The organism is Aeromonas sp. s9 (assembly GCF_040907765.1).
GTDB lineage: Bacteria > Pseudomonadota > Gammaproteobacteria > Enterobacterales > Aeromonadaceae > Aeromonas > Aeromonas caviae.
This window is the reverse complement of record NZ_JBFOCK010000103.1, coordinates 50,151-71,885: the sequence shown is the minus strand read 5'-3', so window position 1 is coordinate 71,885 and position 21,735 is coordinate 50,151. Positions and strand designations below refer to the sequence as shown.

At 61.7% G+C, this 21,735-nt stretch carries 20 protein-coding genes and 4 pseudogenes; 16 read left to right on the top strand and 8 right to left on the bottom strand.

Annotated features, from left to right (window positions below; translation table 11 throughout):
* Positions 1-482: 482 nt before the first annotated feature.
* Genes hemG through pepQ form a run of 4 tightly spaced genes read right to left on the bottom strand, consistent with a single transcriptional unit; the run spans position 483 to position 4,448 of the window.
* Positions 483-1,007 (bottom strand): menaquinone-dependent protoporphyrinogen IX dehydrogenase, encoded by a 525-nt coding sequence (gene hemG / locus AB5Y54_RS20065; RefSeq protein WP_029313439.1) that lies wholly within the window; start codon positions 1,005-1,007, stop codon positions 483-485.
* A 7-nt stretch (positions 1,008-1,014) separates the two neighbouring features.
* Entirely contained in the window at positions 1,015-2,472 is a 1,458-nt protein-coding gene (locus AB5Y54_RS20060; protein ID WP_048209300.1) for a TrkH family potassium uptake protein, read from the bottom strand.
* A 36-nt stretch (positions 2,473-2,508) separates the two neighbouring features.
* Positions 2,509-3,126: a YigZ family protein gene (locus tag AB5Y54_RS20055; RefSeq protein ID WP_049636382.1), complete on the bottom strand. Its 618-nt coding sequence runs from the start codon at positions 3,124-3,126 to the stop codon at positions 2,509-2,511.
* Positions 3,126-4,448, bottom strand: a complete 1,323-nt coding sequence (gene pepQ, locus AB5Y54_RS20050) for a Xaa-Pro dipeptidase (RefSeq protein ID WP_043156014.1) — start codon at positions 4,446-4,448, stop codon at positions 3,126-3,128. Before pepQ ends, AB5Y54_RS20055 begins: the two co-directional genes overlap by 1 nt.
* A 196-nt stretch (positions 4,449-4,644) precedes the next feature.
* On the opposite strand from pepQ, the gene AB5Y54_RS20045 reads away from it, so the two are divergent.
* The 6 genes from AB5Y54_RS20045 (at position 4,645) to AB5Y54_RS20020 (ending at position 13,994) form a co-directional block, all read left to right on the top strand.
* Entirely contained in the window at positions 4,645-6,582 is a 1,938-nt protein-coding gene (locus AB5Y54_RS20045; RefSeq protein WP_368154231.1) for an acetoacetate--CoA ligase, read from the top strand.
* Between the two features lie 203 nt (positions 6,583-6,785).
* Positions 6,786-8,933, top strand: a complete 2,148-nt coding sequence (fadB, locus tag AB5Y54_RS20040) for a fatty acid oxidation complex subunit alpha FadB (RefSeq protein ID WP_368154230.1) — start codon at positions 6,786-6,788, stop codon at positions 8,931-8,933.
* Complete coding sequence (gene fadA / locus AB5Y54_RS20035; RefSeq protein ID WP_199252926.1) at positions 8,934-10,118, top strand: acetyl-CoA C-acyltransferase FadA; 1,185 nt, start codon at positions 8,934-8,936, stop codon at positions 10,116-10,118.
* Between the two features lie 334 nt (positions 10,119-10,452).
* Positions 10,453-11,175 (top strand): response regulator, encoded by a 723-nt coding sequence (locus AB5Y54_RS20030; RefSeq protein WP_010672413.1) that lies wholly within the window; start codon positions 10,453-10,455, stop codon positions 11,173-11,175.
* 113 nt (positions 11,176-11,288) lie between these two features.
* Positions 11,289-12,734, top strand: coding sequence for an ATP-binding protein (locus AB5Y54_RS20025; RefSeq protein WP_010672412.1), 1,446 nt, complete (start codon positions 11,289-11,291; stop codon positions 12,732-12,734).
* 3 nt (positions 12,735-12,737) lie between these two features.
* Entirely contained in the window at positions 12,738-13,994 is a 1,257-nt protein-coding gene (locus tag AB5Y54_RS20020; protein WP_039041362.1) for an ABC transporter substrate-binding protein, read from the top strand.
* 44 nt (positions 13,995-14,038) lie between these two features.
* Here the strand turns inward: AB5Y54_RS20020 and AB5Y54_RS20015 are convergent, their stop codons facing one another.
* Entirely contained in the window at positions 14,039-14,230 is a 192-nt protein-coding gene (locus AB5Y54_RS20015; protein WP_010672410.1) for a hypothetical protein, read from the bottom strand.
* A gap of 171 nt (positions 14,231-14,401) precedes the next feature.
* Here AB5Y54_RS20015 and AB5Y54_RS20010 point away from each other — a divergent pair.
* The 7 genes and pseudogenes from AB5Y54_RS20010 to AB5Y54_RS19980 form a co-directional block, all read left to right on the top strand.
* Positions 14,402-14,497, top strand: a pseudogene (locus AB5Y54_RS20010) (sulfurtransferase TusA); the annotation flags it as partial.
* A 14-nt stretch (positions 14,498-14,511) separates the two neighbouring features.
* Positions 14,512-14,607 (top strand): annotated as a pseudogene (locus tag AB5Y54_RS20005) (sulfurtransferase TusA); the annotation flags it as partial.
* A gap of 127 nt (positions 14,608-14,734) precedes the next feature.
* Positions 14,735-14,980: a sulfurtransferase TusA gene (gene tusA, locus AB5Y54_RS20000; RefSeq protein WP_041214136.1), complete on the top strand. Its 246-nt coding sequence runs from the start codon at positions 14,735-14,737 to the stop codon at positions 14,978-14,980.
* 18 nt (positions 14,981-14,998) lie between these two features.
* Positions 14,999-15,346 (top strand): RidA family protein, encoded by a 348-nt coding sequence (locus AB5Y54_RS19995; RefSeq protein ID WP_049636378.1) that lies wholly within the window; start codon positions 14,999-15,001, stop codon positions 15,344-15,346.
* 28 nt (positions 15,347-15,374) lie between these two features.
* Positions 15,375-15,464 (top strand): annotated as a pseudogene (locus AB5Y54_RS19990) (endoribonuclease L-PSP); the annotation flags it as partial.
* A gap of 28 nt (positions 15,465-15,492) precedes the next feature.
* A pseudogene (locus AB5Y54_RS19985) lies at positions 15,493-15,582 on the top strand (endoribonuclease L-PSP); the annotation flags it as partial.
* 10 nt (positions 15,583-15,592) lie between these two features.
* Positions 15,593-15,700 carry an endoribonuclease L-PSP gene (locus AB5Y54_RS19980; protein ID WP_010672406.1) on the top strand — a complete coding sequence of 36 codons (108 nt, stop codon included), beginning with the start codon at positions 15,593-15,595 and terminating at the stop codon, positions 15,698-15,700.
* Positions 15,701-15,844: 144 nt separating this feature from the next.
* On the opposite strand, the gene AB5Y54_RS19975 is transcribed toward AB5Y54_RS19980, so the two are convergent.
* Both AB5Y54_RS19975 and AB5Y54_RS19970 read right to left on the bottom strand, forming a co-directional pair.
* Positions 15,845-16,501 carry an OmpA family lipoprotein gene (locus tag AB5Y54_RS19975; protein ID WP_010672405.1) on the bottom strand — a complete coding sequence of 219 codons (657 nt, stop codon included), beginning with the start codon at positions 16,499-16,501 and terminating at the stop codon, positions 15,845-15,847.
* A 161-nt stretch (positions 16,502-16,662) separates the two neighbouring features.
* Positions 16,663-16,905 (bottom strand): hypothetical protein, encoded by a 243-nt coding sequence (locus AB5Y54_RS19970; RefSeq protein WP_043156027.1) that lies wholly within the window; start codon positions 16,903-16,905, stop codon positions 16,663-16,665.
* 423 nt (positions 16,906-17,328) lie between these two features.
* Between AB5Y54_RS19970 and AB5Y54_RS19965 the strand changes: the two genes are divergently transcribed.
* Positions 17,329-17,889, top strand: a complete 561-nt coding sequence (locus AB5Y54_RS19965) for a cysteine hydrolase family protein (protein ID WP_080988601.1) — start codon at positions 17,329-17,331, stop codon at positions 17,887-17,889.
* Between the two features lie 54 nt (positions 17,890-17,943).
* Here AB5Y54_RS19965 and AB5Y54_RS19960 read toward each other — a convergent pair whose 3' ends face one another.
* Positions 17,944-18,522 carry a DNA-3-methyladenine glycosylase I gene (locus AB5Y54_RS19960; protein WP_161470662.1) on the bottom strand — a complete coding sequence of 193 codons (579 nt, stop codon included), beginning with the start codon at positions 18,520-18,522 and terminating at the stop codon, positions 17,944-17,946.
* Positions 18,523-18,709: 187 nt separating this feature from the next.
* Between AB5Y54_RS19960 and glyQ the strand changes: the two genes are divergently transcribed.
* Together glyQ and glyS are read left to right on the top strand one after the other, a co-directional pair.
* A complete protein-coding gene (gene glyQ / locus AB5Y54_RS19955) occupies positions 18,710-19,633 on the top strand; it encodes a glycine--tRNA ligase subunit alpha (protein WP_041212022.1) in 924 nt (307 codons plus the stop codon).
* A gap of 9 nt (positions 19,634-19,642) precedes the next feature.
* On the top strand, positions 19,643-21,712 hold the full coding sequence (gene glyS, locus AB5Y54_RS19950; RefSeq protein WP_161470663.1) for a glycine--tRNA ligase subunit beta: 2,070 nt from the start codon (positions 19,643-19,645) through the stop codon (positions 21,710-21,712).
* Positions 21,713-21,735 lie beyond the last annotated feature (23 nt).

Sequence of the window (21,735 nt, the reverse complement as noted above, 5' to 3'; positions counted from 1 at the left end):
CGTTCAATCTGAGCCATGATCAAACTCTTCAATTTAAGTTTGGTTGCTTCGAAAAGCGGCTCAATGAATTGCTGAATTAACTGCTGCAACTAAAAAGTTGCTTTGGTCACTTCATCAGACATTGAAAATCAAAAATTGTTTTTGATGCTCGATGCTGTGAGTGCCCACACAGATTGCTTGATTCAAATTGTTAAAGAGCGTCACGCTTATCGCGTTGAGGAGGCGCATCTTACGCTCCTCACTTCGAAAGTCAAGCGGTTGTTTTCGCTTTTCTTTCGGCGCCCACTTCCTAAGGAAGCTGGCTCATCAGGTTGGCGTGGTCCGCCGTGCTGGTAGGGGCGCATTATAGGGAGCCGCGCCGGGATGACAAGGGCTATTTTGCGAAAAATAGTCCTTTTTACCGATTTGTGGCTCGAACGCCTACTTATCAAACAAAAAGCCCTGCTTACGCAGGGCTCTGGCCGCTCTGAATGACGTCACTGTTACTTTTTTGACCAAAATTCACGGGCAAAGCCGCGCACCTTGTCCCAGTCGGTGAATTCCAGATCCTTGCTGGTATCCGTGCTGCCCCCGGTGATCTTCATGATCAACTGGATGATGCGGGTCTGCCACCAGTTGTAACGGGAGTACTGCAATGCCCCGGCAAACACCCCCAGAGTTTTGGGCTTCCAGGGAGAGAGGCGCAGAAACTTCTTCATGTAGGCGTTGGTCTGCGGCGTCTGCTTCTCGGGCTTGCGTGCCGTCAGGTTCACGCAGAAGAACGCCGCATTGGCTACTTCCAACTGTTCATGATGTGCGTGTATGAAGCTAAGCAGGCTGGGGTGGAAGTTACCATAGCGAATGGAAGCGCCAATCAACACCTTGGCATACTTGCTGAGGTTGCACATGGGCAGGGTGTGCAGGTCGTGCATCACCACTTCGCATCCTGATATTTCCTCCAGCATGACATCCACGATTTTCCGTGTTTGCCCGTCCCGGGAAGAATAAAGCACCAAAATCTTGTCCATACCAACCTCAACTACGCCAGAATGCAGGAGTAAACAGTACCAGAAGTGTGAAGATTTCCAATCGACCAAACAACATGGCCACGATTAATATCCACTGTGCAGTGGCCGAGATATTGCCGAAGTTGGCCGACACCTCCCCCAGACCCGGCCCCACGTTGGTGAATGCCGCAGCCACGGCGGAGAAGGCCGTCACTTCGTTCAGCCCCGTCATCAGCAGCAACAACATGAAGATGAAGAACAGGATGATGTAGGTGGCAAAGTAGCCCCAGACCGCTTCCACGATCCGTTCCGGTACGGCACGCCGCCCCAGCTTCAAGGTGTAGATGGCCCGCGGATGCACCAGCCGTTTGAGTTCACGCATCCCCTGCAGGAACAGGATCATGAAGCGCATCACCTTGATGCCTCCCCCGGTACTGCCGGCACAACAGCCGATGAAGGCGGAGAACATCAACAGCATGGGCAGAAAGGAGGGCCACTCCGCATAGCTGGTCGTGCTGTAGCCGGTGGTCGTGCCCAGCGACACCGCCTGGAACAGGCCATGGTTGAGCGCCTCCTGCCAGGTGGCGTAATGACCGTGGAACAGCAGAGAGACGAAACAGATCAGCACCAGCACGCACTGGATGCTCAGAAACACTTTGAGCTCGGAGTCCCGCAGATAGCTGCTCACGCGCACCGGCTTATGGGCAAACACCATGAAGTGAAGCGCGAAGTTGACGCTCGCCAGCAACAGGAACACCACTGTGATCAGGTTGATGGCCGGGCTGTCGAAGAAACCGATGCTGGCGTCGTGGGTCGAGAACCCCCCAACCGACAAGGTGGAGAAGGAGTGGCAGATGGCATCGAACAACGTCATCCCCGCCATCCAGTACGCGAGAGCGCAGAGGGAGGTCAGCAACAGATAGATGAACCAGAGCGCCTTGGCCGTCTCGGCGATGCGCGGGGTCACCTTGTTGTCCTTGACGGGCCCCGGGATCTCGGCGCGATAGAGCTGCATGCCCCCGATGCCGAGCAACGGCAGCACGGCCACCGCCAGCACGATGATCCCCATGCCACCGAGCCATTGCAGCAGCTGGCGGTAGAAGAGAAACGCCTTGGGCAGATTGTCCAGCCCGGTCAGCACCGTTGCGCCCGTGGTAGTCAGGCCGGAAAACGACTCGAAAAATGCCTCCGAGACCGACATGTTCGGCACGTCGCTGATGATGAAGGGGACGGCACCCACGCTCCCCAGCACCACCCAGAACAGCACCACGATGAGGAAGCCTTCCTTGGACCTGAGTTCCTTTTTCTGGTGGCGGTTGGGGAACCAGAGCAGGAGGCCGAGCAGGAGGGCTATGACGAAGGAGTTGACGAACTCAGTACCACCGCCATCACGATACCCAAAAGCGACCATCGCGGGCAGCAGCATGGTCGAGCTGAACAGGGCAACCAGCAGACCGACGATACGAATGATGCTCAGAATCTGCATTCCGGCTCCCTCTTCAAACTAAAAGAGCGATGGATTCTAGCCATCTAAGGGACGAAGGGATACCCGACCCTGGGTCCGGTCGGTCAATTCCTGTGCGATACGGGCCCAGAACGCAGACTCCCACGCTACCTGAAGGGTGACGCTGGCACCATAATCGGCCACCAGCAACTGCCCTTGATGGGCAGAGATGAGGGACTCCACGGCCCCCATGTCGGTGTAGTCACACTGGATCACGGAAGAGGTCAGCTGACGCTTGATACAGGTTTCAAGTTGCTTGAGTGCTGCCCCCACACCACCGCCATAGGCCTTAACCAGGCCACCGGTCCCCAGCAGCACTCCACCGTAATAGCGCACCACCACGGCGGCGACTTCACCCAGACCGGCCCCCATCAACTGGGCCAGCATGGGTTTTCCCGCTGTGCCCGAGGGTTCGCCATCATCACTGAAACCATAAACCTGGCTGTCTTGGGGGGCGCCGGCGACAAAAGCCCAGCAGTGATGCCGGGCTCCCGGGTGTTGCTGTTTGATCTCGTCGATCCAGGCCTTGGCAGCCTCGACGGTCGGAGTGTGGGCGATGTAGGTAATGAAGCGGCTCTTCTTGATCTCTTCGCTCACCTCCAACGGGGCTGCCGGTATGGGGTAATCCGTCGCCATCAGAGCCCTGCTTGTCTGGTCAGGTTCTCCACCCCGTTGGCATGCAGCACCACGTTGTCCTCGATGCGAATGCCACCATAGGGACGCAGCGCCTCCACCTTGTTCCAGTTGACCCGTTTGCCCTGCTCACCCTGGCGCAGCGGCTCCAGCAGGCTGTCGATGAAGTAGAGACCCGGCTCTATGGTGAACACCTGGCCCACTTCCATCACCCGGGTGCAGCGCAGATAAGGGAACTGCTCGGGGGCCGCCAGGTGGGTGCCGCGCTCATCCTGCATGAAGCCGCCGACATCGTGTACCTGCAGGCCGAGGAAGTGGCCGAGACCGTGGGGGAAGAAGACATTGGTCACCCCGGTGTGGATCATCTCGTCCACCGACATGTCTACCAGTTCGGTGGCTTGCAGCAGGCGCGCCAGCCTGTGGTGCATCTGCAGGTGCAGCTCGCTGTAGCGGCGGCCCGGCTTGATCTCGTCGACGATCTCCTGTTGCTGTGCATCCAGCGCTGCGATCAGATCGGCGAACTCACCGCGGCGCCAGGCCCAGGTCCGGGTAATGTCGGAGGCATAACCGTGCACGTCCACACCGGCATCGATGAGGAAGGAGTAACGCTCCGCATCCGGCACCCGCTGGGTGGAGAGATGGGTGTAGTGCAGGATGGCCGCATTGCGGTTGATGGCAACAATGTTGCCGTAGGGCGCCTCATTGGCCCCCTGTCCGACCGCCTTCATGTAGGCCAGGTTGATCTCGAACTCGCTCGCCCCCGCCATGAAGGAGTCCTTGGCCGCGATGTGGCCGCGCACGCCGATGCGGTTGGCATCGCGAAGACATTCCAGCTCATAGGGCGTCTTGTAGGCACGGTGGTAGTGCAGGTAGTTGAGGACCGCCTCCGGATTGGGCTGACCCAGTCCCAGCAGCTCGGCCACTTCCAGATGGCCGCCCAGATAGGCCCACTCCTGCTTGTTGGCCGGCAGGTGATCGGCAACCTGCTCCGGGCGAGTCAGGAAGCGAATGTCGAAGAAGTCGACCCAGAAGGCGTTGGGCAACTCCGCCACCTTGTGCCAGAAGTCCACCGGCCGGTAGAACAGCAGCACCGGCTTGCTCACGCCATCCACCAGCAACCAGCAGTGAGGGTTGTCCAGCACCGGCAGCCAGGCCTTGAACTGGGGATTCACCTTGAAGGGATAATCCTGGTCATCGAGGAAGATACGATGAGTCTGGCCGGAGTGGATAGCGAGACCGCCAAGACCCTGTTGTTGCAGGATGTCGCGGGTACGCTGCTGAAGGGTGTCGAGATGCTGGGCAAAAAGTTGGCTGTAACTGCTCATGGCGTCCTGCTCCGGGCGAATGTGACTTCAGCATAACATCAAGCGAATCAAGGCTCGAGCCACCCGGCTTTCGCTTCGTGAGGTAACGCATAGGTTACAGGCTTTTTGTTATGAGGATAAAACAGACAATTAACAAACAAAGAACAATTCAATACACTGCCCACAGACAGTAGATATCAGCCGTCAGGAACGACTCATGCAAAACCTTTGTCTGTGGACACCGGATCAGGACAGGATGCAGCACTCCAACCTCCACCAGTTCATGGCCGAGGTCAATCACTTCCATGGTCTGCAACTGCGCAGCTATGCCGACCTGTATCAATGGTCGGTGGAGAAGACCACCCGCTTCTGGCCCCTGGTGTGGCAGCACTGCGGCGTCAAGGGCGAACTTGGCAACATTGTGGCGGAGAACCGCCAGGAGATGCAGCGCGCCCGCTGGTTCCCCGACAGCCAGCTCAACTTCGCCGAGAACCTGCTGCGCCGTCAGGATGAGAGCCCGGCCATTATCTCCCGCATTGAAGGGGCCCCAAGCCGGACCCTGAGCTGGCATCAGCTGGCAGATCAGGTCGCCCGCCTGGCCCAGTGGCTTCGCAGCCAGGGCATAGGCCGGGGTGATGTGGTCGCAGCCTACCTGCCCAATATCCCGGAAACCGTGGTGGCCATGCTGGCAACCACCAGCCTCGGCGCGATCTGGACCTCCACCAGCCCCGATTTTGGCGAGGCCAGCGTGGTGGAGCGCTTCGGCCAGACCCGTCCCAGGGTGCTGTTCGCGGTGGATGGCTACCGCTACGGCGGCAAGGCCATCGACATTCAGGACAAGGTGGCCAGCGTCGTCGGTCAGCTCGACAGCCTAGAGCAGACGGTAATGATCCCCCTGCTCGGCAACCCGCTGCAGCTTGGTCACAACTGGCAGCAATTGCTGGCAAGCCAGCATGATGCCCAGCTCGCCTTCGAGCCCATGGCTTTCAATGACCCGCTCTATATCCTCTACTCCTCCGGCACCACCGGCAAACCCAAGTGCATCGTGCACGGCATTGGCGGCACCCTGCTGCAACACCTGAAAGAGCACCAGTTACACTGCGACATCAAGCCGGGGGAGCGCATCTTCTACTTCACCACCTGTGGCTGGATGATGTGGAACTGGCTGGTGAGCGCCCTCGCCTCCGGCGCCACCCTGGTGCTCTACGATGGTTCCCCCTTCTACCCGGATGGCAACGTGCTGTGGGATCTGGCACGGGACGAAGAGGTCGCCCTGTTCGGCACCTCGGCCAAGTATCTCGATGCGCTGCACAAGCAGGGTTATGCCCCCATCAAGACCCACGACTTGCCGCACTTGCGGCTGATCTGCAGCACCGGCTCCGTGCTGTCGCCGGAGGGGTTTGACTATGTCTACCAGCAGATAAAGCAGGATGTGCAGCTCAGCTCCATCTCTGGCGGCACCGACATCTGCTCCTGCTTCGTCATCGGCAACCCCTTGAGCCCCGTCTATCGCGGCGAGAGCCAGGGGCGCGGCCTCGGTCTCGCGGTGCAGGTATTCAACGAAGCGGGCCAGCCGGTGCTGGGTGAAAAGGGCGAACTGGTCTGCACCAAGCCGTTCCCGGCCCAGCCCATCTACTTCTGGGGGGACGAAAACGGCGACAAGTACCACGCCGCCTACTTCGAGCGGTTCGACAACATCTGGTGCCACGGGGACTGGATCGAGCTGACCCCGACCGGCGGCATCCTGTTCTACGGCCGCTCCGACGCGACCCTCAACCCGGGCGGCGTGCGCATCGGCACCAGCGAGATCTACCGCTATGTAGAGCAGCTGGACGAGGTGGAGGAGAGCATCGTCATCGGCCAGCAATGGAAACAGGACGAGCGAGTGGTGCTGTTCGTCAAGCTCAAGGCGGGCTGCAAGCTGGATGAGCCGCTACGCGAGCGGATCCGCCAGCAAATAAAGCAGCACTGCACCGCCCGTCATGTGCCTGCCCGCATCCTGCAGGTGGATGCCATCCCCCGCACCAAGTCCGGCAAGATAGTAGAGCTGGCGGTGCGGGAAGTGGTGCACAACCGCCCCGTCAACAATACCCACGCCCTCGCCGATCCCGAGGTCTTGAACCAGTATCGCAATCGGCCGGAACTGGCCAGTTGATACCACGCTCATCTCCATCGGAGGCGCCGCAAGGCGCCTCTTTTTGCCCGTTTTGTGATGAAGAGCTTTTACTCGACAACTGTTAAACAAATGTTTTAAATAGGTGTTGAAAATGTCTCCTTTTGGATCAATAGTGAGCCTCGCCCCCTGCTGGGGATAAAGGAGCACCATTCCCCACAGAGTGGGAACAAGGAGACACTCTCATGATCTACCAAGGCGAAACCCTGACGGTCAGCTACCTCGAAGACGGCATTGCCGAACTGAGGTTTGATGCCCCGGGTTCAGTCAACAAGCTGGATCGCGCTACCCTGCTCTCCCTGAGCGAAGCGATCGCCGCATTACAGCAACAAGCCGATTTGAAGGGTCTGATCCTCACCTCCGGCAAAGACGCTTTCATCGTCGGCGCCGACATCACCGAATTCCTGGAACTGTTCGATCTGCCGCAGGAAGATCTGCTCGGCTGGCTGAAGAAGGCCAACGACATCTTCAGCGCCATCGAAGATCTGCCCGTGCCCACCCTCTCCGCCATCAAGGGCCATGCTCTGGGCGGCGGCTGCGAGACTATTCTCTCCACCGATTTCCGGCTGGCCGACACCAGCGCCAAGATCGGCCTGCCCGAGACCAAGCTCGGCATCATGCCCGGCTTTGGCGGCACTGTCCGTCTGCCGCGGGTGATCGGTGCCGACAACGCGCTGGAGTGGATCACCACCGGCAAGGATTACCGTGCCGATGACGCCCTCAAGGTGGGTGCCATCGATGCCGTGGTCGCCCCCGACGCGCTGCACAGCGCCGCCGTGCAGATGATCAAGGACGCGATCAAGGGCAAGCTGGACTGGCAGGGCCGCCGCGCCGCCAAGAAGGCCCCGCTGCGCCTCTCCAAACTGGAAGCCATGATGAGCTTCACCACCGCCGCCGGCATGGTTGCCGCCGTGGCGGGCAAACACTATCCGGCCCCCATGGCCGCCGTGAAGACGGTGGAAGCCGCCGCCGGCATGGGCCGTGACGAGGCGCTGGCCGCCGAGGCCGCCACCTTCATCAAACTGGCGAAAACCGACGTGGCCAAGGCGCTGGTCGGTATCTTCCTCAACGATCAGCACATCAAGGCGCTGGCCAAGAAGGCCGCCAAGCAGGCAAACAAGGCCACCGGCCATGCCGCCGTGCTGGGTGCCGGCATCATGGGGGGCGGCATCGCCTACCAGTCTGCCAGCAAGGGCATCCCGGCGGTGATGAAGGACATCAACGAGAAGGCGCTGGCACTTGGCATGAATGAGGCCACCAAGCTGCTCAACGGCCAGCTCGAGCGCGGCCGCATCGACGGCATCAAGATGGGCCAGGTGCTCTCCGCCATCACGCCGACCCTCAGCTATGACAACGTCAAGCATGTGGACGTGGTGGTCGAAGCTGTGGTCGAGAACCCGAAAGTGAAGGCCGCCGTGCTGGGCGAAGTGGAAGGGATCATCGGCGAAGACGCCGTGCTCGCCAGCAACACCTCCACCATCCCCATCTCCCTGCTGGCCAAGGGACTGAAGCGCCCCGAGAATTTCTGCGGCATGCACTTCTTCAACCCGGTGCACCGCATGCCGCTGGTGGAGATCATCCGCGGCGAGCAAACTTCCGATGAAACCATCAACCGCGTGGTGGCCTACGCCGCCGCCATGGGCAAGTCCCCGGTCGTGGTCAACGACTGCCCCGGCTTCTTCGTGAACCGCGTGCTGTTCCCCTACTTCTTCGGCTTCAACAAGCTGGTCGCCGATGGCGCCGACTTCGCCGCCGTCGACAAGGTGATGGAGAAGGAGTTTGGCTGGCCCATGGGCCCCGCCTACCTGCTGGACGTGGTCGGCATCGACACCGGCCACCACGCCGGTGACGTGATGGCGCAGGGTTTCCCGGCACGCATGAGCAAGGAAGGCCGCACCGCCATCGACGTAATGTATGACGCCAGCCGCTTCGGCCAGAAGAACGGCAAGGGTTTCTACGCCTACGAGCAGGACAAGAAGGGCAAGCCGAAGAAGGTGGCCGACGCCGCCAGCTACGAGCTGCTGGCCCCCATCGCCAAGCCGAAGCAGGACTTTGACAAGGAAGCCATCATCGCCCGCATGATGATCCCGATGATCAACGAGGTGGTGCTCTGCCTGGAAGAGGGCATTGTCGCCACACCAGCCGAAGCCGACATCGCGCTGGTCTACGGCCTGGGCTTCCCTCCCTTCCGCGGCGGCGTGTTCCGCTATCTGGACACTATCGGTCTGGATCGCTACGTGGCCATGGCCGACCAGTATGCCGACTTGGGCCCGCTCTACCGCGTCAGCGACCGCTTGCGTGAGATGGCCGCCCAGGGCAACACCTTCTACTGATTGCGGAAAGGAGATCCATTCATGAAAGACGTAGTCATTGTCGACTGTATCCGGACCCCCATGGGCCGGTCCAAGGGCGGCGCCTTCCGCAACGTGCGTGCAGAAGACTTGTCCGCGCACCTGATGAAATCCATCCTGCTGCGCAACCCCAACCTCGACCCGAACGAGATCGAGGATATCTACTGGGGCTGCGTGCAGCAGACCCTGGAACAGGGCTTCAACATTGCCCGCAACGCCGCCTTGCTGGCCGGCATTCCCAAGCAGGTGGGGGCGGTCACCGTCAACCGCCTGTGCGGCTCCTCCATGCAGGCGCTGCACGATGCCTCTCGCGCCATTCAGGTAGGTGATGGGGATATCTTCATCATCGGCGGCGTCGAGCACATGGGCCACGTGCCCATGAGCCACGGGGTGGACTTCCACCCCGGCATGGCCAAGTCGGTGGCGAAAGCCTCCGGCATGATGGGGCTGACCGCCGAGATGCTCGGCAAGCTGCACGGCATCAGCCGATCGCAGCAGGACGAGTTTGCCGCCCGCTCCCACCGCCGTGCCCACGCCGCCACCGTGGAAGGGCGTTTTGCCAAGGAGATCGTCGGGCTGGAAGGGCACGACGCCAGCGGCGCCCGCTTCTTCTACGACTATGACGAGGTGATCCGCCCCGAGACCACGGTCGATACGCTGAGCCAGCTGCGCCCGGTGTTCGACCCGGTCAACGGTACCGTCACCGCCGGCACCTCCTCGGCCCTGTCCGATGGCGCCGCCGCCATGCTGGTGATGAGTGCGGATCGCGCCAAGGCCCTCGGCCTCACGCCCCGCGCCAGGGTGCGCGCCATGGCCATCGCCGGCTGTGACGCCGCCATCATGGGTTACGGCCCGGTGCCGGCCACCCAGAAAGCGCTCAAGCGGGCCGGTCTGACCGTCGGCGACATCGACCTGTTCGAGCTGAACGAGGCGTTTGCCGCCCAGTCCCTCCCCTGCGTGAAGGATCTGGGTCTGCAAGACCTGGTGGACGAGAAGGTGAACCTCAACGGTGGCGCCATCGCCCTGGGTCACCCGCTCGGCTGCTCCGGTGCCCGCATCTCCACCACCCTGATCAACCTGATGGAAGAGAAGGACGCCACCCTAGGAGTCGCCACCATGTGCATCGGCCTGGGTCAGGGCATCGCCACCGTGTTCGAACGGGTGTAAGTGAATCGCCCCTGACTGCTCACCGGTCAGGGACGCCGCCTCGGGGCGGCAACAACAGACAGAAGGCGGCCCTGCTTCCCGGCACAGCGGCCCCATCACGAATACCGGGTCGGCTGTCGAGTCTGTGGAACGCGCCACACGGGGTGCGCTCCTGCCGTCGGAATCTGCGTGTTGGCCGGCCCGTTTGGGTCGGCCTTTTTTATTCTTTTCCCGCGATCGGGGCCAATCCTGAGGCTATATTGCCCATAACTTCACATTAGAGGGGGGGCTTGCTTGCTTTTTACTCCCCCGACAGGTTCAATCTGCACAAAAAAATGGGTGGATGCACATACATATGTCAACGAGCAAACAACTGCTTATCGTCGACGACGATCGGGAGATCCGCGAGCTGCTCAACGAGTACCTGACCCGGGCCGGTTTCGAGGTACTGACCGCGGCTGAAGGGAACGAGATGCGCCAACAACTGGCCCAGCACAGCCCGGACCTCATCATTCTGGACATCATGATGCCCGGCGACGACGGCTTTACCCTCTGCCAGCAGATCCGCCGCGACTCCCAGGTACCCATCATCATGCTCACCGCCGCCTCCGACGAGGCTGACCGGGTGATCGGTCTGGAACTTGGCGCCGACGACTACATCGCCAAGCCGTTCAGCCCGCGCGAACTGCAGGCCCGCATCAAGGCGCTGCTGCGCCGCGCCGAATTCCGCCAGCCGGAGAAAGAGAAGGAACCGAGCCGTCGGCTGCGCTTCGCCGAGTGGACCCTGGACACCCTGAGCCACCAGCTGACCCACGAAGATGGCAGCCTGCTGGATCTCTCCGGCAGTGATGCCCTGCTGCTCGGCATGTTCCTGCAGCAGCCCGGCGTGGTGCTGGACCGGGATACCATCTCGGACGCCACCCGCGGTCGCGAGAGCCTGCCCATGGAGCGCGGCATCGATGTGCAGATCAGCCGCCTGCGCCAGAAGCTGGGTGACAACGGCAAGAGCCCGCGCATCATCAAGACCATTCGCGGCAGCGGCTACATGCTGATCGCCGAAGTCCACGAGATCCCGTAACAGACAGACGCTGCGGCGAGGCCTTGAACGGGCAGAAGAGAGACCCATCACGGGGCAACGGCAAGGCACAGAGGTAAGCACCCCATGCTGATCGACAAGAGACACACGCTGCCATGACGGGGCAGAAGTTCTGGCGGGCCCTGGTGCCCCGCTCCCTGCTGTCGCGGATGCTGCTGCTGTTGCTGCTCGCCATCCTGCTCTCCCAGACCATCCTCACCGGCATCTGGATGCAGCAGATCCAGAAGCGGGAGCTGGAGGGCATGCTCAGCACCACCCGCAACCTGGCGCTGTCGGCGGCTTCCACCGTCAACTTCTTCAAGTCCCTGCCCCTGCAATACCGCCACATTGCCCTGGATCAGCTGCGCAACATGGGGGGCAGCCGCTTCTTCGTCTCCTTGAACGAGGAAGAGATCCACATCAGCGCCATCCCCGACAGCGAGCGCAAGACGCTGGTGCTCAAAGAGGTGCAGGAGGTGCTCAGCCGCAAGCTCTCCGACGCCATGGCGATCAAGGTGGACTTCTCCCGCCCCGAGGAGCTGCACGTCTTCAACAACGACACCCTGCTGGCGGATCTTCCCTCCTCCTGGGCCCGCTACACCCTGTCCCTGGAGCCCATCAATCCGCCGGTGCTGGTGACCCAGATCGAGATAGAACCGGGGGAGTGGCTCTATCTGGCGGCCCTGCTGCCCGCCCCCTACATGACGCTGGATGACACCGTGATGCCAAGCAACCAGGTGCGTTTCATCGCCCTGATGACGGTCTTCCTCTGCTTCTTCACCTTCATGCTGGTGCGCTGGCAGACCCGCCCCCTGCGTCGCCTCGCCAAGGCAGCGGTCAACCTCGGCAAGGACATCGACCAGCCGTCCCTCAAGGAGGAGGGTGCCTCCGAAATCGTGGCGGCGACCCGCGCCTTCAACATCATGCAGCAGCGCATTCGCCGCTTCATCGACGATCGGGAGCGCCTCTTCAGCTCCATCTCCCACGACCTCAAGACCCCCATCACCCGGCTGCGACTGCGGGTCGAACTGCTGGACGACGAGGTGCAGATCGCCAAGTTCAACAAGGACCTGGACGAGCTGGAGCTGATGGTCAAAGGGGCGCTGCAGACGGTCAAAGAGACGGACATTCACGAGAACCTCGAGCAGATCGACGTCAACGCCCTGCTGGAGCAGATGGCGGAGGCCATGAACCTGCACGAGGATCTGCTCACCATCGAGGGCCACTGCAAGTGGCCCTATCGCGGCAAGCTGCTGGCCCTCAAGCGCTGCATCGGCAACCTGGTGGACAACGGCATCAAGTACGGCCAGAAGGTGCGCATCATCATCATGGATGACGAGGAGATGCTGATCCTCTTCATCATGGACGAGGGGCCCGGTCTGCCGGACGATCAGTTCGAGCGCATCTTCGAGCCCTACTACCGCCTCAGCACCGATGCCGCCGGCACCGGGCTGGGCCTTGGCATCGCCCGCAACATAGCCCACGCCCACGGCGGCGACCTGGTGCTGGAAAATCGCCCCCAGGGCGGCCTGCAGGCCACCCTCTCCCTACCAAGGCAGTAATGTATGAAGTGGTTGTCTTTTTCTGTCATCGCCCTGCTCTCCCTGCCCGTCTGCGCCTCCCAGGTGGAGGTATTGCACTGGTGGACCTCCGGCGGCGAGGCCAGGGCCGTGGAAGTGCTCAAGTCCGAGTGGGCCGAACAGGGCAACCAGTGGAACGACTTCGCAGTACAGGGGGGGGGCGGCAAGAGCGCCATGACGGTGCTCAAGAGCCGGGCCCTGGCGGCAAACCCGCCGGAGGCGGCCCACCTCAAGGGGTTCGAGCTGCACGAGTGGGGCAGCCTGGGCTTTCTGCGCGATCTCACCCCCATGGCCGAGCACCTCGGCTGGTACCCTCAGCTGCCCCCCATGGTGCGCGACACACTCAGCCAGAACGGCGCCCTGATGGCGGTCCCCACCGGCATCCACCGGGTCAACTGGCTGTGGCTCAACCGCAAGGTATTCGAGCGACAGGGGCTCAAGCCCCCCACCGACTGGGCTCAGTTCGTGGCGGTGGCGGACAAGCTCAAGGAGCAGGGCATCACCCCCCTCGCCATCGGTAACGAACCCTGGCAGATCGCGGTGCTGTTCGAAACGGTGGCCCTCGGCGAAGGGGGCAAGACCTTCTATCGCAAGGCCTTCCTCGAACAGGACAGCGCCACCCTGACCGGCCCCGACATGGTGCGGGTGCTGACTCGCTTTCAGCAATTGCGCGCCTATGTGCCCGAGAAATACGCCGGCCTGAAATGGCACCAGGCCACCAACCTGCTGGAGAGCGGCGGCGCCGCCATGCAGGTGATGGGGGACTGGGTGAAGGGAGAGTTGAGCGCTGGCAACTACCGCCCCGGCGAGGATATCGAGTGCCTGCCAAGCCCGGGCAGCCAGGGGCTGTTCAGCTACAACCTCGACTCTATCGCCATGTTCAAGCAGCGGGATCCCGCCCAGTTGCAGGCCCAGGGCGAGCTGGCCAGGCTGTTGATGACACCGCGCTTTCAGGAGGAGTTCAACCGGGTGAAGGGCTCCATCCCGGCACTCATCAAGCCGGACATGAGCAAGTTCGATCGCTGCGCCATCCGCTCCTATCAGGACTTCCTCCACGCCGAGCAACAGGATAACCTGCTGCCCAGCATGGCGGAGGGGATGGCGGTGCCCACCAACATGCGCCAGGGGATCATGGATGTGCTGAGCAGCTTCTTCAACGACGCCAGGGCCAACCCCGAGCAGACGGCACAGCAGCTGGAGCGCGCCATGCGCTCGACCCGTTCAGGCGCGGAGCAGAAATGACAAAGGCGGACATCGTCCGCCTTTGAGTGCCGAGAGCCAGGCTCTCAGGAGGGATCGTTCTCGTCCTCATCCTCGTCGTAGTAGTCACTGAGCTCGATCCAGAGCCCCAGCCCTATCATCACCATGGAGCCGAACCAGGTACCGGTATTACCGATCGGGCTGCCCAGCACTATCATGGCGAACGACAAGAACCCCATGCCTGCGTAGGCTTGCAATCTGCCGTAGGAGACCTGCATATTCACACCTCCTTGTTGAATATGGTTCAATTTTTATATTACTCATCGAGCGAAGCCTGGGTAGAGCCGGTTCACATTTTGGTAGCATATGCTGCATAACCGCCCCGTGGTTTGATTATTTTTTCGCCGTGAGTATCATTGCTGGCCGAATTGGTTGAAGGTTGATTATTGATGAGTGCTTTATTCTGCGACGCAACGCACGAGTTGGACGCAATCGGGCTTCGTTGCCCCGAACCCGTGACGATGGCGCGCAAGAAGGTGCGGCTGAAGGTTGATTATTGATGAGTGCTTTATTCTGCGACGCAACACACGAGTTGGACGCAATCGGGCTTCGTTGCCCCGAACCCGTGACGATAGCGCGCAAGAAGGTGCGGCTGAAGGTTGATTATTCATGAGTACTGAATTCTGCAATGCGACCCACGAGCTGGACGCAATCGGGCTTCGTTGCCCCGAACCCGTGATGACGATGGCGCGCAAGATGGTGCGGCTGAAGGTTGATTATTCATGAGTACTGAATTTTGCAATGCGACCCACGAGCTGGACGCAATCGGGCTTCGTTGCCCCGAACCCGTGATGATGGTTCGCAAGAAAGTGCGGCTGATGGCGGATGGGGAGACCCTGCTGGTCAGCGCCGACGACCCCTCCACCACCCGCGACATTCCCAGCTTCTGCCGCTTCATGGACCACACCCTGGTCGCCAGCGAGACAGAGCAGGCCCCCTATCGCTATCTGATCCGCAAGGGTCAATAACCCCGTACCGGAGCAAACATGACAACCATTACCCGTATCGGGACCACCCAGCGCTGGTCTGATGTGGTCATCCACAACGGCACCCTCTACGTGGTGGAAGTGCCCGCCACCGACACCGCCGACATCCACCAGCAGACCCGTGAAGTGCTGGAAAGCCTGCAGCGTCTGCTGGAAGCCAACGGTTCCGGCGTCGACAGGATCCTGATGGCCAACATCTATCTCAAGGACATTGAAGACATCGCCGCCTTCAACGCGCTGTGGGATGCCTGGATCCCGGCAGGCACAGCCCCGGTCCGCGCCTGCGTACAGGCCCGTCTGGCCCACGAAGGCTACAGGGTGGAAGTACAGCTCACTGCCGCTGTCTAAACGAAGCGGGATGCCTGGCTCCCCTGATGCAGACACCGCCCCCGTGCGCGCCTGTGTACAGGCCCGTCTGGCCCACGAAGGCTACAGGGTAGAAGTGCAGCTGACTGCGGCGGTCTAAACAAAGCGGGATGCCTGGCTCCCCTGATGCAGACACCGCCCCCGTTCGTGCCTGCGTGCAGGCCCGTCTCGCCCACGAAGGCTACAAGGTGGAAGTGCAGCTGACTGCGGCTGTCTAAACAAAGCTGGATGCCTGGCTCCCCTGATGCAGACACCGCCCCCGTGCGCGCCTGTGTACAGGCCCGTCTCGCCCACGAAGGCTACAAGGTGGAAGTGCAGCTGACTGCGGCTGTCTAAGAGGCGGTTATCCCCTCATCCCCGACCCTTCTCCCGCAAGGGGAGAAGGGAGCAAAGAACAAGGCGCCACTGCCCACAACGCCGAATAACAAAAGGCCCCGCCATCGCTGGCGGGGCCTTTTTCATGGCATCGAACCGGACCGCTTAGGCGGTCGGGGTCAGGGTGATGGTCACCCGACGGTTCTGGGCCTTGCCTTCGGCGGTGCTGTTGCTGGCCACCGGCTGATCCGGGCCCACACCACTGATGGCGATGCGGCTGCCGGACACGCCCTGGCCGATCAGCTGGGCGGCAACGGCATCGGCGCGATCCCGGGAGAGCTTCATGTTCAGCTCGCGGGAGCCGGTGCTGTCGGTGTGACCGACCACGTTCAGACGGGTCTTGTCGAACTCGGCAACCACCAGGGCCACGCCGGACAGGGTGTTGGCACCGGCGGCTTTCAGCTGGGCGCTGGAGCTGTCGAAGGTGACGTTGTTCGGCATGTTGAGGATCAGCTGATCACCGTTGCGGGTCACGCTGACGCCGGTGCCTTGCAGCTTCTCGCGCAGCTTGGCTTCCTGCACATCCATGTAGTAACCGATACCACCACCCAGGGCCGCACCGGCGGCGACGCCAGTCAGGATGCCCTTTTTGCGGTCGCCCTTGCTGGAGGAGAGCGCCCCCACGGCTGCGCCGGTCGCCGCACCCGCCAACGCGCCCCAGGCGCCCTTGGAGGTCTGGGATTCACCGGTATAGGGGTTGGTGGTACAGCCAGTGATGGCGACGGTCAGGGCAAGTGCAGGAACCAGTTTCTTGAAATGCATGAAAAAACCTCTGAAAAAGAACGACTCTAGCCGATAGCCGCGCATTCTAACCCAGAGAGGCGCCAGAGTGTGACGCGCGCATTGCGAAGATGGGCAGGGGGCAAAACGCCCCCTGCCCCTTGCGACTTACCCGGTGCAGGCCATCTTCGGACGGGCCCGCATCAATATTTGATATCCCGGGCCTTGTCTCGCCCCTCCTGCTTGTTGTCACGATGCTCCTGGCGGCAGTCGGCATTGCCCACCACCCCCTCACGACACGCCTGTTTCGCGTCACGGGACTCCTGACGGGTATCCTGACGCACATCGCGGGCGTCACGGCGCTCCTGGGCCTGCTTGGTGGCCTGTGCAGGCAGGGCGGCCAGCAAGGCGGTGGCGGCAAGCAGCGCCAATACGGACTTCTTCATGATGGCTCCTTCGCCAGACAACCTGAACCGGTCCGGCGTCTTTCAATGATAGGGGAGGGGCAAGATCCCGGTAGCGCCAACTCGGCCCTCGGGGGCGTCGTCTGTGCAGCCTCGGACCTTCTTGCACAGGGCCGGCTTCCCCTCGTGTTTACCCTGACGAGCGACGTCATCCCCAGGGTGCAGCCGATCAGGCCGGGGAAGAGAGGGCAAACGGCGCTCAGTGACACGGGACTCCCTCGTGATGGCGCTCCCGATGGTGAACCCGTGTGACTGTATCCCGGCTGTACCAAGGGGCGAAAAGGCTCCCGGCCCGGCGCAACGGAACATGCTCCCGGGGTCTGGAGTGGTTGTCCCCCAGATGCGGGTTGTCTCATTAGAGCCCATGGCCCCAGAGTGGGTGACATTTCTCACGGAGCCATGACCATGTCGTCCCTTTCCCGCCCCGCGCTGCTCATCATCGACATCCAGGTGGGCCTCCTTCACGGCCCGGAAGCCCCCCATGCCGGGGCCGAGACCCTGGCCAACATCAATCGCTTGGGCCAAGCGGCCCGCAGTGCCGCTCTCCCCGTGCTGGCGGTGCGCCACACGGGCTCAGCCGGCAGCCCCATCGCCGCTGGCAGTCCGTTCTGGCAGCTTGCGCCTGAGCTGGTCGTCGGCGAGGCCGATCGGGTGTTCGACAAGCAGCGCCCCAGCGCTTTCCATGGCACCGGCCTCGATGGCTGGCTGAAAGAGGACGGCGTGCAGACCCTGATCATCACCGGCATGAAGACCCAGTACTGCATCGACACCACCTGCCGGGCGGCGGCAGATCTCGGCTACACCGTGGTGTTGGTGAGCGATGCCCATACCTGCATGGACACGCCGCAACTGACCGCCCCCCAGATCATCGCCCATCACAACGCCACCCTGGCCGGCCCCTTCGTGCGGCTGATGAGCAGCGACGAGGTGTGCGAGGTGCTCGGCCGCCCCCTTGAGCCCTGCTGATTCAGAGCAAAAAAGAAGGGAGGCTTGAGCCTCCCTTCTTCGTGCATTTCCCCTTCACGTCGCCGCTGCTTGCTGGCACTCGGCGTGGCAAGGGCAGGTCACCAGATGATCGTTCACCATGCCCACCGCCTGCATGAAGGCGTAGCAGATGGTGCTGCCGACGAAGGTGAAGCCGCGCTTCTTGAGGGCCTTGGACATGGCATCCGACTCTGGTGAGGTCGCCGGAATGTCGCCGTTGCCCTGACGCTGGTGGACGATGGGGGCGCCGCCCACGAAGCCCCACAGATACTCGACGAAGTCGATGCCTTCCGCCTCCAGCGCCAGATAGGCGCGGGCGTTTTTGATGATCGATTGCACCTTGAGCCGGTTGCGGATGATGCCGGTATCCTGCATCAGCCGCGCCACGTCCTGGTCGTCGAACTGCACGATGCGCACCGGGTCAAAATCCGCATAGGCGCGATGGTAGCTCTCGGTGCGCTTGAGGATGGTGATCCACGACAGCCCCGCCTGTTGGCCATCGAGGCAGAGCTTGGCAAACAGCTCGCGGCCGTCATACACCGGCCTGCCCCACTGCTTGTCATGGTATTCGATGTATTCCGGGTCTCTGGTCACCCAGGCGCAGCGCAGTTCCATTTCCTCTCCCCTGTTTTTCATCGGCCATCGGCAGGCCGCTTGCGTCGGCGACATCATAGGGCAAGCGGCAACATAGCCCCACTAATCCCCTGTAATTTCGCCTATTATCCGACCATGCCAGACGGTATACTCCCTCGGTTCACATTCAGCAAATCTTGCTCTGATTTCATTTCGCGCGAAAAAAATTATGCAAAAATTCGATGTCAAAACCTTTCAGGGCCTGATCCTGCAGTTGCAGGACTATTGGTCCCGCCAGGGCTGTACCATCATTCAGCCGCTGGATATGGAAGTGGGTGCCGGTACTTCCCACCCCATGACCTGTCTGCGTGCCCTGGGCCCGGAGCCCATCGCCTGCGCTTACGTGCAACCGTCCCGCCGTCCGACTGACGGCCGCTACGGTGAAAACCCGAACCGCCTGCAGCACTACTACCAGTTCCAGGTGATCATCAAGCCTTCCCCCGACAACATTCAGGAACTCTATCTGGGCTCCCTGAAAGAGCTGGGCATGGATCCTGAAATCCACGACATCCGCTTCGTGGAAGACAACTGGGAAAACCCGACCCTGGGTGCCTGGGGTCTGGGCTGGGAAGTGTGGCTGAACGGCATGGAAGTGACCCAGTTCACCTACTTCCAGCAGGTTGGCGGCCTCGAGTGCAAGCCGGTCACCGGCGAGATCACCTACGGTCTCGAGCGTCTGGCCATGTACATCCAGGGCGTGGACAGCGTCTACGATCTGGTCTGGTCTGACGGCCCGCTGGGCAAGACCACCTACGGCGACGTGTTCCACCAGAACGAAGTGGAGCAATCCACCTACAACTTCGAACACGCCGATGTGGAGTTCCTGTTCCACTGCTTCGAGCAGTACGAGAAGGAAGCCCAGAATCTGCTGGCACTGGAAAAACCGCTGCCGCTGCCTGCCTACGAGCGCATCCTCAAAGCCGCTCACTCCTTCAACCTGCTGGATGCCCGCAAGGCCATCTCGGTCACCGAACGTCAGCGCTACATCCTGCGCATTCGTACCCTGACCAAGGCCGTGGCAGAGGCATACTACGCCTCCCGCGAAGCGCTGGGTTTCCCCATGTGTCAGCGCACAGAGAACAAGCAAGGTTAAGGAACGGACATGGCACAACATACATTTCTGGTAGAGATCGGTACTGCTGAGCTGCCGCCCAAAGCCCTGCGCTCCCTGGCCGAAGCCTTTGCCGACAACTTCAAAGCCGAACTGACCAAGGCCGATCTGGCCTTCGGCGACGTCGAGTGGTTTGCCTCACCGCGCCGTCTGGCGCTGAAGGTAAGCGAGCTGGCTGGCGAACAGCCGAGCAAGAGCGTCGAGAAGCGCGGCCCGGCCGTGGCTCAGGCGTTCGATGCCGAAGGCAAGCCGACCAAGGCTGCCGAAGGCTGGGCCCGTGGCAACGGCATCACAGTCGAGCAGGCCGAGCGTCTGGTCACCGACAAGGGCGAATGGCTGGTTCACACCGCCAAGGTCGAAGGCCGTCCAGCCAAAGAACTGTTGGGCGAGCTGGTTAGCCAGGCACTGGCCAAACTGCCGATCCCGAAGATGATGCGCTGGGGCGACAAGACCATCCAGTTCGTGCGTCCGGTCTTCACCGTGACCCTGCTGCTGGATGGGGATCTGGTCCCCGCCCACATTCTGGGTATCGACTCTGCCCGCACCCTTCGCGGCCACCGCTTTATGGGCGAGAGCGAATTCACCATCGAAAACGCCAGCCAGTACCCGCAGATCCTGCAGGAGCGCGGCATGGTGATTGCCGACTTTATGGCGCGCAAGGCCAAGATCAAGGCTGACGTCGAAGCGGCCGCTGCCGCCTTCGGTGGCGTGGCCGATCTGGACGACGCCCTGCTGGAAGAAGTGACCGCACTGGTCGAGTGGCCTGTGGTGCTGACCGCCAACTTCGAAGAGAAGTTCCTGGCCGTGCCGGCCGAGGCGCTGGTTCACACCATGAAGGGTGACCAGAAGTACTTCCCGGTCTACGACAAGAACGGCAAGCTGCTGCCGAAGTTCATCTTCGTCACCAACATCGAGTCCAAAGACCCAAGCCAGATCATCAGCGGCAACGAGAAGGTGGTTCGCCCCCGTCTCTCTGACGCCGAGTTCTTCTTCAAGACCGACCTCAAACAGACCCTGGCCTCCCGCCTGCCGCGCCTTGAAACCGTGCTGTTCCAGCAACAGCTGGGCACCGTCAAGGCCAAGGTCGAGCGCATCGAGACCGTCGCCGGCTTTATCGCCGAGCGTATCGGCGCCGATGTGGCTCAGGCCAAGCGTGCCGGTCTGCTCTCCAAGTGTGATCTGATGACCAACATGGTCGGCGAGTTCACCGACACCCAGGGTGTCATGGGGATGCACTACGCCCGTCACGATGGCGAAGATGAAGCAGTGGCCGTGGCCCTCAACGAGCAGTACATGCCGCGCTTTGCCGGCGATGCCCTGCCGTCCGGTCTGGTTGCCTGCGCCGTCGCGCTGGCCGACAAGTTCGACACCCTGGCCGGTATCTTCGGCATCGGCATGCTGCCGAAGGGTGATAAAGACCCGTTCGCTCTGCGTCGCGCCGCCATCGGTGCCCTGCGCATCATGACCGAGAAGCAACTGGATCTGGATCTGGTTGAACTGGTTGAAGAAGCGGTACGCGTCTACGGCGACAAGCTGACCAACAAGACCGTCGTTACCGACGTGGTCGACTTCATGCTGGGCCGCTTCCGCGCCGCCTATCAGGATGAAGGCATCGGTGCCGACGTGGTGCTGGCCGTACTGGCCCGCCGCCCGACCCGTCCGCTCGACTTCGATCGCCGCGTCAAGGCCGTCAGCCACTTCCGCACGCTGGATGCAGCACTGGCACTGGCTGCCGCCAACAAGCGCGTGAGCAACATTCTGGCCAAGGTCGAGGTTCCACTGCCCACGACCGTCAAACCGGAACTGCTGGTCGATGCCGCCGAGAAGGCGCTGGCCACCCAGGTTGCCGAACTGCAAGCCGAACTGGCCCCGCTGTTCGCCGCCGGTGACTATCAGGCCGCCCTCACCCGTCTGGCCGCCCTGCGCGAGCCGGTCGACACCTTCTTCAACGAGGTGATGGTGATGGCCGACGACGAAGCCCTCAAGGCCAACCGTCTGGCACTGCTGAACAACCTGCGCAACCTGTTCCTGCAAGTCGCGGATATCTCCCTGCTGCAGTAACGAAGATTGCCTGTATTACCCCA

Coding starts and splice junctions, on each gene's coding strand:
- hemG (WP_029313439.1), bottom strand. CDS start 1,007: ATGGACAAGATTTTGGTGCTTTATTCTTCCCGGGACGGGCAAACACGG.
- AB5Y54_RS20060 (WP_048209300.1), bottom strand. CDS start 2,472: ATGCAGATTCTGAGCATCATTCGTATCGTCGGTCTGCTGGTTGCCCTG.
- AB5Y54_RS20055 (WP_049636382.1), bottom strand. CDS start 3,126: ATGGCGACGGATTACCCCATACCGGCAGCCCCGTTGGAGGTGAGCGAA.
- pepQ (WP_043156014.1), bottom strand. CDS start 4,448: ATGAGCAGTTACAGCCAACTTTTTGCCCAGCATCTCGACACCCTTCAG.
- AB5Y54_RS20045 (WP_368154231.1), top strand. CDS start 4,645: ATGCAAAACCTTTGTCTGTGGACACCGGATCAGGACAGGATGCAGCAC.
- fadB (WP_368154230.1), top strand. CDS start 6,786: ATGATCTACCAAGGCGAAACCCTGACGGTCAGCTACCTCGAAGACGGC.
- AB5Y54_RS20030 (WP_010672413.1), top strand. CDS start 10,453: ATGTCAACGAGCAAACAACTGCTTATCGTCGACGACGATCGGGAGATC.
- AB5Y54_RS20025 (WP_010672412.1), top strand. CDS start 11,289: ATGACGGGGCAGAAGTTCTGGCGGGCCCTGGTGCCCCGCTCCCTGCTG.
- AB5Y54_RS20020 (WP_039041362.1), top strand. CDS start 12,738: ATGAAGTGGTTGTCTTTTTCTGTCATCGCCCTGCTCTCCCTGCCCGTC.
- AB5Y54_RS20015 (WP_010672410.1), bottom strand. CDS start 14,230: ATGCAGGTCTCCTACGGCAGATTGCAAGCCTACGCAGGCATGGGGTTC.
- tusA (WP_041214136.1), top strand. CDS start 14,735: ATGAGTACTGAATTTTGCAATGCGACCCACGAGCTGGACGCAATCGGG.
- AB5Y54_RS19995 (WP_049636378.1), top strand. CDS start 14,999: ATGACAACCATTACCCGTATCGGGACCACCCAGCGCTGGTCTGATGTG.
- AB5Y54_RS19980 (WP_010672406.1), top strand. CDS start 15,593: ATGCCTGGCTCCCCTGATGCAGACACCGCCCCCGTGCGCGCCTGTGTA.
- AB5Y54_RS19975 (WP_010672405.1), bottom strand. CDS start 16,501: ATGCATTTCAAGAAACTGGTTCCTGCACTTGCCCTGACCGTCGCCATC.
- AB5Y54_RS19970 (WP_043156027.1), bottom strand. CDS start 16,905: ATGAAGAAGTCCGTATTGGCGCTGCTTGCCGCCACCGCCTTGCTGGCC.
- AB5Y54_RS19965 (WP_080988601.1), top strand. CDS start 17,329: ATGTCGTCCCTTTCCCGCCCCGCGCTGCTCATCATCGACATCCAGGTG.
- AB5Y54_RS19960 (WP_161470662.1), bottom strand. CDS start 18,522: ATGGAACTGCGCTGCGCCTGGGTGACCAGAGACCCGGAATACATCGAA.
- glyQ (WP_041212022.1), top strand. CDS start 18,710: ATGCAAAAATTCGATGTCAAAACCTTTCAGGGCCTGATCCTGCAGTTG.
- glyS (WP_161470663.1), top strand. CDS start 19,643: ATGGCACAACATACATTTCTGGTAGAGATCGGTACTGCTGAGCTGCCG.